Here is an 11,889-nt window from a genome sequence, read left to right as displayed (position 1 = left end):
GCTCCCTTCAAGAGTAGTGCCGCTACCCAGGCTTCCACTACTGGCTCCGCACCACGCAGCGGAAGCGCAACGTGGCGTCTGGGAATCCACCCAGCGGTCGGGCCTGTTTGGAGTCTGCCGCGATTGTTTCGACGACCTTGCCCTGCTTGGCGCAGTGCTCGGTGGCGATGCGGTAGTTCTCCTCCTGCAGCTTCGTGCTGTTGACCATGCCGGTCTTGCCGCGCGCGGACAGTCGATAGCCGTCTGGACCGTCTGGTTGGACGGTTGGTGTGGTGGCGCACCCCGCGATTAGTAGGGCGGCAGCGGCAAACAGAAGTTTGTTCATGCGGTCCCCTCCGTAGGCCCGCCGACATTACCACAAGCCCCACGGATGGGGCGATTTTGACAAGGAAAGTCAATGAGCTACCGGTTTCCGGACCCCAATCCGGTCATGATTTCGCTGTTGGGCACGGAGTCGGCCGCAGGCGGCACGCTTCAGTTCTACGACTACCAGACAACGACCCCGAAGGCGACGTACAGCGACCGCGGTCTGACGACGCCAAACGCCAACCCGGTGGAGCTGGACGCGTCTGGCCGGGCTGAGACGGAAATCTGGCTGAATGGGGAGTACACCGTCGTATTGCGGGCCGCGGACAACACGGTCATCTGGACGCGCGACGTCGTCCCCGAAGTCAGCCCGACGACTACGTTGCCGGACCCGACCACGCTTCCTGGCGGCACAGTCCAGAGCAACGGCACCGGCTACGAGCTGGTGCTGGTCGAGGGTTTGCCGGATCCCACCGACTCGGCGGGCAAGATGGTGGTTGTCAACTCCACCGGCACCGGTTTCACGCTGCAGGATCAGCCGGAGGAGCCGGAGATCCCAGACCCCGAGATCGTCATCAACGACGCGTCGCCCTATTCGGTGCGCATCGGTGTCTCTGACGACACGACGAAGTTCCTGAAGCAGTACGGCTCAGGAACTGTGCCGTCTGCCGGCTCTCGGACGTCGAGCGTGACCATCACCCCGTCGGTTGGCGTGGATAAGGTGTTCGGCGTCTTCATTACCCCGCGTACCTCGTCCGTTGGCGCGTTCGGAATCGGAGCGACCCACTCCACCGGCGGTTACACCATTGGAACGCCCATGACTTCCTTCTCCGTCACGATCAACTCGGCCGACGACGGCGGCGACAGCGGCTACACGATCGACAACGCCTGGAACTTCGACTGGTGCGTTGAAGGAACCGTGACGGTTACCTGATGGCCGACTCTCCCGACCTTCCTGGCGCACGGGAGTGGCGTGTAGGGCCGGACGGACGCCTGCCGCTGGAATACTGGAAGTTCCTGCGCAACCTCCTCACCTATGTTCGGCAGACGCAGGGCAACACGACCGATCTGTCGGCAATCTCTGCGCGCCTTGATGCTCTGGAGGCGGCAAGTCAGAGCGGAGTGAGCGGGCGGGCTAGTGTGCAGGCCATACAGCAGGAAGCCGAAACGGTTCTGCAACTGGTAGGCGACCTCGTCGTCCCAGGCTCGTCGCGCTACTACGGAACCAACCCCGTGGGCGCCAAGGGCTGGCACGACCTTATTCTGTCTGCTCTTGCCGACGTTGACCTGGTCACGACGCCCCCGGCAGATGGCGATGTGCTGACGTGGGACGACGCAGCCCAAAAGTGGGTGCCAGGCGCAGCAGGCGGCGGCGGTGGTTCTGCTGAGGGCGGGATCCTAATCGAGTTCGGAACGCCTTCTGATGACTCCCCCGTCCTGCCCGTAGGCACCAAGGCGCAGGCGATAGCATCGGCGAGCTATGAGTTGACCGGCGAGTGGGAGCTGTGGTGCTACCCGTCCGGCTCGGTTCAGATCGACGTATGGGTCGACGACTTCGCCAGCCTGCCGCCGACCGATGCCGATTCCATCTGCCCGGGTGACGAGCCTGCAGTGGCCGCATCCATTTCCGCGACCGGCTCTTTCGCCGGACCCGTGACGGTCAACCGCACTGACGGCGTGACCGCAAACATCGACTCCAACTCCGGCGTGAAGTGGGTAAGCCTGCTTCTTAAAGGCACCAAGACCGCATGACGACTCAATCCTGGAACACCGTAATCACCCATACGACGGACGCGCAGTTTCGCGCGTGGGGTTCCGAGCTTAGTGCGCGTCTAGCGGCTATCGGCCTCGTCCAGACCGCCGATACGGGGCAAATCAACTGGGGCTCCGTCACGCGCCCAGGCACGAACACGGCCGCCGGCTACGAGATCTGGCGCTTCAACGACAGCCTTCAGGGCTCGGCGCCGATCTTCCTCAAGATCGAATACGGGACTGGCTCATCTTCGAACACGCCCGGAGCGTGGATCACTGTTGGCACCGGGTCAAACGGTTCCGGCACAATCACGGGCACAGCGACCACGCGCGTACAGTGTTCTACAAACGCAAACGCAACTAACACGGTCACGAATTATCAAAGCTACGCCTGCGCGGTTGATGGTCTGGCCTGGGTTGCAAACAAGTTTGGGTATACATCAGGCAAGGCGTCGATAGGATTCGCGATCTGCAGGACGTGCGATGCAGCCGGCGCACCAACTACGACCGGCTTCGTGGTCTATACGTGCAATACATCCTCGGTAGCATCAAGCCCGCCTGCAGCTCAGGCGATTAGAACAGCGGCAACTGCTGTTGCCTTTGCAGCCAATACAACTGGACTGTATTCGTTCGTTGTTCACGGTGTTACTTCGTCGGTTGACGGTTCAGACACGCAAGCCTACCTGCACTGGATGCCAACACCCAAGGTGCTCCCGGTGTTCGGCCTGTGCTCCATGATCCAGACAGAGGCAACTTTCGGGACCTCTTTCTCTACGACCATAGTCGGATCGACGGCCAGAACTTACCTGTCTGTTGACACGAGCATGGGCAATGCGGGGGCTGGTTCTCCGAACGCTTCTCTCTGCCTGATCTACGAATAATGGCCGTCAAAGCCGCTCAGACCATCGCGTGGGCAACGCCGACCGTCTTTCCGCAAGGGCAGGCGGTTTCATTGGTGACTGCCTCAATGGGAGTCATGCCCGTCAACATGGCCAACGTCGTGGCGGCGCCTGAGCCCACCGACGTGCTCGCGCCCGATCCGCCCCCTCAAACCAGCATCACATTCGGCTAAGTCGCCTTCGCCACCTGGTGCTGTGTCACTCAGGTTCTAGGCGTTGGGCTTCTGGGGCCGCGATCCGTAAAGCTGATCGCAACCAGCTGACCGCATGTCGGCAAGAATCTGCGGAAGTCCGTTAGCGAGGCTTTCGAGCACCTGGTAAGGGATAAAAACGGGGATGTCGGCATTGACCGGCTCTTCGTCGCGACCTGCGACCTTCGAGCGGAATACGAACCGCGCAGCGCCAAGCTCTGGCACGATCTCGGTGACGTTGATGTGATACGCGATAGTGAACTTCTCTTCTTCAGTGCTCATGCTGCTTTCGCCACCTGGTGCTCGTAGTATGGGTGCTGCTTGTCGTCGAAGATGGCGTAGAAGTCGGCCAGTGATCGGCCTTCCGGGTTCAGCCACTCCCCGATGTGCTCGGGCTTGATGTTGATGATCGTGCGGTCGTGACCGGCTTCGGCGACCTCAGGCTCAGGGTCGTCAGTGATCGCGGCGAAGGACAGCAGGTCCGGCTCCTGCCCGGTCGGGTCTGTCCAGTGGGACCACAGGCAGGCGATGAACATCGGGCCGCCGTCGCGCGGGGTGAAGGCGAGCACCTGGTTCTTGCCGTCGACCTCGACGTTCTCGTAGAACACGTCGGCGATGATCAGGCCGTGTGACTTGCCGAACTCGCCCTTCCAGAAGCCCTCGAGGTTGTCGCGCCGGGCGTTGTAGGTGCCTGGGTACTTCGTGTCGTAGAACGCGGGCTTGCCGCAGGGTCGGCACTGGTAGCGCATCGGCTTGACGACGTACTCGCCTGCCTCGTGGATCAGCACCGGCACGTAGTACTGCGGGAACATTCGGCTGTCCGAGGGCTTGGGTTCGCGCCGCTTGAGGGCATCAATGCGCGCCTGGATCTTGCCCATCTTGTCCGTGCCGATGCGCACGTCATCCTGCGCCTTCTTGGTCGTCTTGACCTGCAGCGCCCGCTCGCCGTCGGCCACGCGCTTCTTCTGCTTGAAGAGCTCCTGCTCCAGCTCGGCCATCTCCCGGGAGTCGTAGTCGCGGATGATCTCGGCCAACTCCTCCGGCCCGTCGTTCAGAATCTCGATCTCCATCGCCCGTGGCACCTTCGGCCGCTTGGCGTACGGGCTCTTGGTCTGGTCCCAGTACAGCTTGACGTAGTCCTTCGCCTTGATCTTCAGGCCCGTGGCCCGAATGAACTTTTTCAGCTCGGCGTAGACCTGGGCGGAGTAGCACATCGTCAGGCGTCCGCAAGCAGCCCACGGCGGGCGAGCTCGGCCTGCAGGGCACTGTCGATCGCCTCCGCATCCTCGTCCGCCACCCCATCCAAGAGGGCGTCCCGCGCCGTCTCCACGGCTTCCAACGCCGCCACGAAGGCAGCCCATTCCGGCCCGTTGAGCCGTTCCTGCGCGATCGATTGAATGTCCATGCGGCGAATATACCCCCGGTCCCGTCTCATCCCATGTGACGAGCAGCGGGGTAGCATTTCGACATGCACTCCCTCCCGCCCGGCTTCGAGTTCAAGCGCTACGTCGACGGCCCGGGCCTATATCTGGACGGGCGGGTCATCGCGACAGCATGCCCGGCGAACGGGGACCCCGGCGCGCCGTGGCGGCTGTGCATCAGTCCGAAGGGCTCGCCCCGATACGAGTTCCTGCGCGACGAGGACGCCTGCCTGCGCTACATGGCGGCCTGGGCGACGAAGTGGGAGGCCGAGATACGACAGGCGCGGGTCGACGTTGGGACTGGCCATCTTTACGGCGACGTCCGCGCGCCCGAGACGCCCAGCCGGCATCCACGGGGGCGTTCGCGCCGGCACTCTGGGCTGTGACTTAATCGGGCACGGTCGTGCCCAGGGTAGGTATCAGGTACGCCGCCCAGGCATCCATCACCTGCCGGCGCTTCTCGATCAGCGTCCCGCGCCGATAGGCCGCCTCGGCCTTGTTCCGGATCGCGTGCGCCAGCGCCATTTCGACCACCTCGTTCGGGTGGTCGGTCTCTTCGGCGGCCCAGTCCCGAAAGCTCGAACGGAACCCGTGCACCGTGAAGGGCAGGCCCAGGCCGTTCGGCCGCGGCTTCTGTAGCAGGTAGAGCATCGCGTTCTCGGTCAGGGTGAACGGTGGGACGTCCCGGGGCAGGCCGCGCAGGATCTCCAGCGCCGGCTCGGACAGCGGCACAACGTGCTCGCGGCCACCCTTCATGCGATCGGCCGGGATCGTCCACAGAGCGGCGTCCAAGTCGAACTCGGGCCAGGCCGCCCCGGTCGTCTCGTTCGTGCGCACGGCCGTCAGGATGGTGAACCTCAGCGCCCGGCGTGCCCGGCCGTCCCGCTCCGCCAGCTTGGCCATGAAGGCCGGGACCTGGGGGTAGGGCATCGCCGCGTGGTGGTCGGGCTTGGTGACCTTGGACGGCCGCGGCAGCAGGTGATCCAGATGGCCCTTCCAGCGTGCCGGGTTGTCGCCTGTCCGCAGCTGGTGGACCTTCGCCCAGTCCAGCACCCGCTCGACCCGGGACCGAACCCTAGATGCGGTCTCCGTCTTGCTGGCCCAGATCGGGCGCAGGCAGGCCATCACGGCGATGGTGTCCACGTCGGCCACGGCCATGTCCCGCGGCGGCCCGTAGTCGCGCAGGGACTGCGCCCACTGCTCGGCCTGAGCGTCGTTCCTCCAGCTCGGCCGCAAGCTGTCGATCAGCGCGTCGACGCACTCCCCGAACGTCTTGCCGGTGGCCTTGGCGGCCTCCCGGTTCGCGATGGGGTCCTCGCCGGCGGCCAGCATCCGGCGCTGCGCCTGAGCCGCGGCCCTGGCTTCCTGAAGGGTCACCACGGTGGCCGAGCCCAGCCCCATCTCACGCCGGCGCCCCCGAAGCTGGTAGCGCAGCACCCAGGACCTGGCCCCGGTCGGGCCGATCAGCAGGTAGAGGCCGCCCCCGTCTGGGTGGTAGCCTGAAGCGGTCAGGGTCTGCGCCGCCCGGGCGCTGAGTCGATTCGTCGGCCTAGCCATTCTGCCCCGCCATCTGCCCCATGCTTGGACGGTCGAACACCGTAGAAGCGAGTTTCAGGGTGTGGAGTCTCAGGCAATGCGAATCAGTCACTTAGTTGCAGCCGGTAGATGCTCGTATAAGCAAGAATCGGCCTCTCACTCCGCCAGTTTGACGAGAAGGCCCCGCATTGCGGGGCCTTCTTTTTTTGTCGCTTGAAAGCATCGCGCGCGCGTCGGCAGCGCCTTCGCGAAGACGAAAAAAAACAGGCAGACCTTCGTCTGCCTGTTTCGAAAATGGCGCGCCCGGAGAGATTCGAACTCCCGACCGCCTGGTTCGTAGCCAGGTACTCTATCCAGCTGAGCTACGGGCGCGTTTCGTTAGACGCGGAATTCTGCACGAAGCGGTTTCACCCGTCAATAACTTCCCGGCAACATTTTTGAGTGCCTCACGGCCGGATATACGCGCTCCCGTCGTGATGGAAGGCGATCCTCTGCTGGATTTGAGGAAGGCGTCTCACCCGCTCTGCCGAATCGGGGCCCGGATTAGCAGCGTATTCACGCCCGGACAGTGAGAATGGCGGGGCAGGGGATACAGAACGCGCGTAGTCGCGGGAGTCGAATTTGATGCTTTTTTCCAAACCCCTGCTCGGGCTCGGGCTGCTGGCCGCTGTGCCGCTGAGTGCAGCCGCGGCGACGTACAACGTCGGACCCGGTCGCCAATACACGCAGCTCACCACGTTCTTCAACAGCGTCAACCTCGCGCCGGGCGACATCGTCGAGGTGGACGGCAATGCCACCTATGCGGGCAACATCGTGGTGGGCGACGACGACAGCGGCACTGAGGCAAACCCGGTGACCATCCGCTGGCGACGTGTCGCGGGCGCCACGCGGCCCTTGCTGTCGGGCGGTACGCATACGATCAAGTTCCAGCAGTCCAACCACATCGTCTTCGAGGGCTTCGAAGTCACGGGCGGCACCAGCAGTTGCATCTTCAGCGAAGCCCATAACGCGACCGTCCGCGACGCCTATGTGCACGACTGCCCCTCGCACGGCATCCTCGCGGCGGATCAGAACTCGGGGTCGTTCACCCTGGAATACAGCGAGATCGCACGCTCCGGGCAGGGCGATCGCCGGCATGCGCTCTATATCCAATCGGACGAGGTCACGTACCCGGATACCGTATTCCGCATGCGCTACAACTACGTGCACAGCGCCACCGGCGGCGTGCTCGTGCGCGTGCGCCACCAGCGCGCCGAGATCCACTACAACTGGATCGAAGGCTCCGACCTGCACGAAGTCGAGCTGATCGGACCGGACTGCGAAACGCAGAAGGCCGGCTGGACCGCCGACTTGCGCCGCGAGGATGCCGAACTGGTCGGCAACGTCATCATCCACCGCTCGACCAGCCGTTCCGGCAATGCGCTGCGCATTGGCGGCGACCTCAACGGGCGCAACCAGGGCCGCACGCGACTGGTGAACAACACCATCCTGCTGGACCGTTCCGGTTCGGCGAACGCCGTGCTGGTGCAGCTGGGCCAGGGCTCGCTGGAGATGCACAACAACGTCGTCTACCAGCCGGCCTCGGGCAGCGCGCCCGCCATCGTGCGTGAAAACCCGGCGAGCAACGTGGATACCCCGTTCTGCGGTCCGCAGAGCCGCGAGCCGTGGTCGGATGGTCGCAAGGTGGCCGGTTCGAACAACTGGGTGCAATCGGCCGCGACCCTGGTGCCGGCCGAATGGAGCGGCACGCTGCGCGGGACCGACCCGATGTTCGTCGACCTGGCCCAGCGCAACCTGCGCCCGCGCGCGGGCAGTCCGCTGCTCAACGCGGGCAACAACACGCCGGCTACGCCGTCTGCGTTCCCGTTCCCCTCGCCACAGCTGTTGCCGGCCTTCGATCCCCCGCTCCGGACCAAGCTCGCCATCGGCGACGCGCACGCCCGCCTGTTGCTGGAGAACCGGATCGACATCGGTGCGTTCGAGCAGTTCGACATCGACCAGGTCTCCGACCCGATCCGCGTGAACGGCTCCCAGCCGTTGGTCCATGGCGCTTCGGGCAGTGCGGCCCAGCCGGTCACGGCCTCCCAGCCGGCGTTGACCTCCCCCGACGCCTCCGCGCCGATCCCGCCCCGGGACCGTCCCCGCTGGCGGCAGTCGCCGGTGACGCGCTATCGCCGGGGCGTGGTCAGGCCCTGACCGTCGAATTCCCGTGGTAACCCCAGGCCGCCCTTCGTGGGCGGCTTTTTTTTGGTTGTCCGGCGATGGCGTCAAGTCGCGTTGGAACTGAGGTGTCGGACATGTATGCGCAATGGGACGAGGCGGTCACAGGCCCCGGAGGGGGCGCCACCGTCGGCGTCGGAACGAACGTAGCGCGGCCTGGCGGGGTAGCCGGGAGCCGTGCCGCATCAGGGGGATGTCGATGAAGGCAACACACAAAAGCCGCAAGGACCGGGTGATCCGGTTCCTGTGGCTGGGGGAAGTGGTCGTGCTGTTCGCGGCCGTGATGGCGGCGGTCTGGATCCGCTTCCACACCGAGCCGGAATACCAGGTGAAGTTCCTGGAGCAGACGCCGTGGCGCGCGGTCCTCGTGGCCCTGGCCATCACCGGTGCGATGACGGCGTTCGGGCTCTACCAGACGCATGTACGGCACACGCGGATGGACTTCGTGCTGCGCGTGACGCTGTCCTTCGCGTTCGGCGGCATCGCGCTGGTGGTCCTGTATTACCTGTTGCCCCAGGCGTATCTGGGGCGCGGCGTGTTGGCCATCTCGCTGGGCATCGGCCTGGTGGGCATCGTGCTGGTGCGCGTGGCGTGGGTGCACCTGTTCCATTCGGACGTACTCAAGCAGCGCGTGCTGATCCTAGGCGCCGGCCGTAACGCCGATCTCATCAATTCCTGCATGCGCCGCCGCTCGGATCGCCGCACATTCACCGTGGTGGGCTTCGTACCGGTGCCGGGCCAGCCGGTGCAGGTGCGGGAAGACCTGCTCATCCATCGGGGCGAAGAAGGCTTGCACGACCTTGCCGAACGGCTGCAGATCGACGAGTTGGTGATCGCGCCAGACGAACGTCGTGGCGGCCTGCCGATGGAACAGATGCTGCTGTGCGTGCAGCGCGGCATGTCGGTCGTCGACCTGTCCAGCTTCTTCGAGCGCGAGGCCGGCATGGTCCAGCTCAATGCGGTGGATCCGTCCTGGCTGGTGTTCTCCGGCGGCTTCGATTACTCCACGCCGCGCCGCCTCAGCAAACGCTTCTTCGACCTCGTCGCGGGCAGCGTACTGCTGCTGGTGAGCTGGCCGCTGATGATCCTGGTGGGCCTGGCTGTGTGGCTGGAATCAGGCGGGCCGGTGTTCTACAGCCAGACGCGCGTCGGCGAACGCGGGCGCCATTTCACCCTGACCAAGTTCCGCAGCATGCGGGTGGACGCCGAAAAGAACGGCGTGGCGGTCTGGGCCAGCAAGGACGACGATCGCAGTACGCGCGTCGGCCGCATCATCCGCAAGACGCGCTTGGACGAGTTGCCGCAGATCATCGCGGTGTTGCGCGGCGACATGAGCTTCGTCGGTCCGCGTCCCGAACGGCCGCATTTCGTGGACATGCTCAACGACGAGGTGCGGTACTACGGCGTGCGCCACAGCGTGAAGCCGGGCCTCACGGGCTGGGCACAGCTGCGCTATCCCTATGGTGCTTCCGTGCGCGATGCGGAAGAGAAACTGAAATTCGATCTCTTCTACGTGAAGAACCACGGACTGGTGTTCGATCTGATGATCCTGCTGCAGACCGTGGAAGTGGTGCTGTTCGGCCGTGGTGCGCGCTGAGCGTACGCGGCCGACGTGCCGGGCCGCCGGATCAGCCAGGCACGAGGCCCCGCAGCAGGCGCTTGATGCCGAAGGGCACGAGCGCCTTGATCTGGCCGCGCAAGTCCGCGTCGCGGGTCAGCCGCCAAGCACGCCGCGCAAGCGTGGCCCCTTCCTTCCAGCGGCCGCGGATCAGCATGCCGCGCGCATTCCGGGCGTAGGTGCCGGCGAGTGCTTCGTCCAGTTCCCGGTCGTCGACGCTGCCGCGCGCGCCGGCGATGGCCGCCTCCATCACACGCACGTAGTCGTCATACGTGCTGTTGGCCGCGGACAGGCCGTCGTGGCCACGCATCGCGCGCACGAGCGCCTGTTCCACCACGCCGATCTTCCAATGACGCGCGACGCGCAGGTGGAACTCCAGGTCTTCCGCCGTGCGCAGTCTCTCGTCGAAGCCGCCGAGCTGTTCGACGACCTCCCGGCGCATCAGCACCGAAGCGGGCGCCAAGGCCGGGTTGTGCAGCACCCAGCGCAACACCCAGCCATCCTCGCGCAGGGTGTCGCGCCGACGGAACACGTCGATGTGTCGATAGTCGCTATCGACACGCTCCACGTCGCACACCACCATGCCGAAATCGGGGTTTGCCTCCAGAAAGGCCACCTGAAGTTCGGTTTTCGTGGGCAGCCAAAGATCGTCGCTGTCGAGCAGCGCCAGATAGCGCCCTTGCGCCAGCCGCAACCCGTGGTTGCGCGCAGCGGACACGCCCGCGTTCGGTTGCCATACGTAGCGGACGCGATCACCGTAACGCGCACGCAGCATGTCGTCGGTGCCATCGGTCGAGCCATCGTCGATCACGATGATCTCGTCGACGGGCATGGTCTGCGCGAGCACGGAATCGAGCGCGCGCGGCAACAGGTCCCGACGGTTGTACGTCGGTATAATCACTGAAACTTCGATGCGGGCCGCCATGCTGAAGGACGTCTCCAAGAAGCTGCTCTATACCAGTGGGCTGCTCGGTCTCTACCACCGGCTGCGCAATGCGGACAGCCTGACCGTCGTGATGTTCCATCGTACCCTGAGTCCGGACGATCCGCGCTGGACCACGTGCGATCCGGACTACACGTTGGCCACGGGATGGCTTGAGCAGTCGCTGGCCTTTTTTCGCCGGCATTACAACGTGGTGTCGCTGGAGCAGGTGCTGGCGTCGCGCCGTGCGGGCGCGGCGCTGCCCAAGCGCGCGCTGTTGATCACCTTCGACGACGGCTGGGCCGACAACGCCGACTATGCGTTGCCCGCGCTGGAACGGGCGGGCCTGCCCGCATTAATGTTCGTCGTGGCCGATGCGGTGGGCACGCGCCAGCCGTTCTTCCAGGAGCGGCTGATCGCGGCCTGGCGGCGCGGCGCGGTGACCGTGTGCGAACTGTCTGCCGCATTGCCTGCGGGCGAGGCCGGGGCGACAGCGACAGGCGACGAGTCTTTGACCGCGTTGCGCGCCGTCATCGCGCGCCTGGAAGCGCTCGATGCCGACGTCAGAAATCAGGTGCTCGCACCCTTCATGGCCAAACTCGACGATGGCCACCGGCACATGGTTACGGTGGACGAGTTGCGGCGCCTGCAGGCCGGCGGCGTTGCGCTGGGCCTGCATGGCAAGACGCATACGCCGATGAAGCTCGCGCCCGACCTGGATGCGGAATTGTCGGGTGCGCGTGCATCGCTGGCGCAGCAGCTGGGGCAGGCGCAGGCGAATGCAGAATCCATGTCGTTCCCGCACGGCTCGTTCGATGCGGGCATCGCCCAGCGCGCGCGCGAGGCGGGTTACGAGCTGGTATTCACCAGCGTGCCCGTACTGAACCCGACCGCAGCCGGCGTGGGCTGGCTACTGGGACGCACCGGTTTCGAGACGGATACCGTGGTGGATGCGCGGGGCCGTTTCCGCGACGACTTGCTGGCGCTGTACCTGTTCCGTCGGCAGGCGCGCCGCCTGGCCTGA

The 11,889-nt window shown here is 65.1% G+C and carries 14 protein-coding genes and 1 tRNA gene; 8 read left to right on the top strand and 7 right to left on the bottom strand.

Annotated features, from left to right (window positions below; translation table 11 throughout):
- Window positions 1-37 precede the first annotated feature (37 nt).
- A complete protein-coding gene (locus AC23D6_RS12970) occupies window positions 38-325 on the bottom strand; it encodes a hypothetical protein (protein WP_487749664.1) in 288 nt (95 codons plus the stop codon).
- Window positions 326-397: 72 nt separating this feature from the next.
- Between AC23D6_RS12970 and AC23D6_RS12965 the strand changes: the two genes are divergently transcribed.
- From AC23D6_RS12965 to AC23D6_RS12950, 4 genes are read left to right on the top strand one after another with little or no spacing between them, the layout of a single operon-like run.
- The gene (locus AC23D6_RS12965) at window positions 398-1,240 is read left to right on the top strand and encodes a hypothetical protein (protein ID WP_487749663.1); all 843 of its coding nucleotides are present in this window, start codon (window positions 398-400) and stop codon (window positions 1,238-1,240) included.
- Window positions 1,240-2,058: a hypothetical protein gene (locus AC23D6_RS12960; RefSeq protein ID WP_487749662.1), complete on the top strand. Its 819-nt coding sequence runs from the start codon at window positions 1,240-1,242 to the stop codon at window positions 2,056-2,058. Before AC23D6_RS12965 ends, AC23D6_RS12960 begins: the two co-directional genes overlap by 1 nt.
- The gene (locus tag AC23D6_RS12955; protein WP_487749661.1) at window positions 2,055-2,939 is read left to right on the top strand and encodes a hypothetical protein; all 885 of its coding nucleotides are present in this window, start codon (window positions 2,055-2,057) and stop codon (window positions 2,937-2,939) included. The genes AC23D6_RS12960 and AC23D6_RS12955 overlap by 4 nt, the downstream gene beginning before the upstream one ends.
- Window positions 2,939-3,130 carry a hypothetical protein gene (locus tag AC23D6_RS12950; RefSeq protein WP_487749660.1) on the top strand — a complete coding sequence of 64 codons (192 nt, stop codon included), beginning with the start codon at window positions 2,939-2,941 and terminating at the stop codon, window positions 3,128-3,130. Before AC23D6_RS12955 ends, AC23D6_RS12950 begins: the two co-directional genes overlap by 1 nt.
- Before the next feature lie 36 nt (window positions 3,131-3,166).
- Here the strand turns inward: AC23D6_RS12950 and AC23D6_RS12945 are convergent, their stop codons facing one another.
- Genes AC23D6_RS12945 through AC23D6_RS12935 form a run of 3 tightly spaced genes read right to left on the bottom strand, consistent with a single transcriptional unit; the run spans window position 3,167 to window position 4,553 of the window.
- Window positions 3,167-3,430, bottom strand: coding sequence for a hypothetical protein (locus tag AC23D6_RS12945; protein ID WP_487749659.1), 264 nt, complete (start codon window positions 3,428-3,430; stop codon window positions 3,167-3,169).
- Window positions 3,427-4,362 carry an SOS response-associated peptidase family protein gene (locus AC23D6_RS12940; RefSeq protein ID WP_487749658.1) on the bottom strand — a complete coding sequence of 312 codons (936 nt, stop codon included), beginning with the start codon at window positions 4,360-4,362 and terminating at the stop codon, window positions 3,427-3,429. The genes AC23D6_RS12945 and AC23D6_RS12940 overlap by 4 nt, the downstream gene beginning before the upstream one ends.
- A gap of 2 nt (window positions 4,363-4,364) precedes the next feature.
- Window positions 4,365-4,553, bottom strand: a complete 189-nt coding sequence (locus tag AC23D6_RS12935) for a hypothetical protein (protein ID WP_487749657.1) — start codon at window positions 4,551-4,553, stop codon at window positions 4,365-4,367.
- Between the two features lie 63 nt (window positions 4,554-4,616).
- Between AC23D6_RS12935 and AC23D6_RS12930 the strand changes: the two genes are divergently transcribed.
- Window positions 4,617-4,955 carry a hypothetical protein gene (locus AC23D6_RS12930; RefSeq protein WP_487749656.1) on the top strand — a complete coding sequence of 113 codons (339 nt, stop codon included), beginning with the start codon at window positions 4,617-4,619 and terminating at the stop codon, window positions 4,953-4,955.
- 1 nt (window position 4,956) lies between these two features.
- Here AC23D6_RS12930 and AC23D6_RS12925 read toward each other — a convergent pair whose 3' ends face one another.
- Both AC23D6_RS12925 and AC23D6_RS12920 read right to left on the bottom strand, forming a co-directional pair.
- Window positions 4,957-6,126, bottom strand: a complete 1,170-nt coding sequence (locus tag AC23D6_RS12925; protein WP_487749655.1) for a tyrosine-type recombinase/integrase — start codon at window positions 6,124-6,126, stop codon at window positions 4,957-4,959.
- 274 nt (window positions 6,127-6,400) lie between these two features.
- Window positions 6,401-6,477 (bottom strand) — tRNA-Arg (locus AC23D6_RS12920).
- A 252-nt stretch (window positions 6,478-6,729) separates the two neighbouring features.
- On the opposite strand from AC23D6_RS12920, the gene AC23D6_RS12915 reads away from it, so the two are divergent.
- Both AC23D6_RS12915 and AC23D6_RS12910 read left to right on the top strand, forming a co-directional pair.
- Window positions 6,730-8,301, top strand: a complete 1,572-nt coding sequence (locus AC23D6_RS12915; protein WP_487749654.1) for a right-handed parallel beta-helix repeat-containing protein — start codon at window positions 6,730-6,732, stop codon at window positions 8,299-8,301.
- A 223-nt stretch (window positions 8,302-8,524) separates the two neighbouring features.
- Window positions 8,525-9,922: a TIGR03013 family XrtA/PEP-CTERM system glycosyltransferase gene (locus AC23D6_RS12910; RefSeq protein ID WP_487749653.1), complete on the top strand. Its 1,398-nt coding sequence runs from the start codon at window positions 8,525-8,527 to the stop codon at window positions 9,920-9,922.
- Between the two features lie 31 nt (window positions 9,923-9,953).
- Here AC23D6_RS12910 and AC23D6_RS12905 read toward each other — a convergent pair whose 3' ends face one another.
- On the bottom strand, window positions 9,954-10,868 hold the full coding sequence (locus AC23D6_RS12905) for a glycosyltransferase (protein ID WP_487749652.1): 915 nt from the start codon (window positions 10,866-10,868) through the stop codon (window positions 9,954-9,956).
- Between AC23D6_RS12905 and AC23D6_RS12900 the strand changes: the two genes are divergently transcribed.
- On the top strand, window positions 10,855-11,889 hold the full coding sequence (locus AC23D6_RS12900; RefSeq protein WP_487749651.1) for a polysaccharide deacetylase family protein: 1,035 nt from the start codon (window positions 10,855-10,857) through the stop codon (window positions 11,887-11,889). The genes AC23D6_RS12905 and AC23D6_RS12900 overlap by 14 nt on opposite strands.

It is taken from the genome of Pseudoxanthomonas sp. G3 (assembly GCF_057654715.1).
Note: the sequence above shows the minus strand (reverse complement) of the source record. Positions and strands in the feature narration are given on the sequence as shown.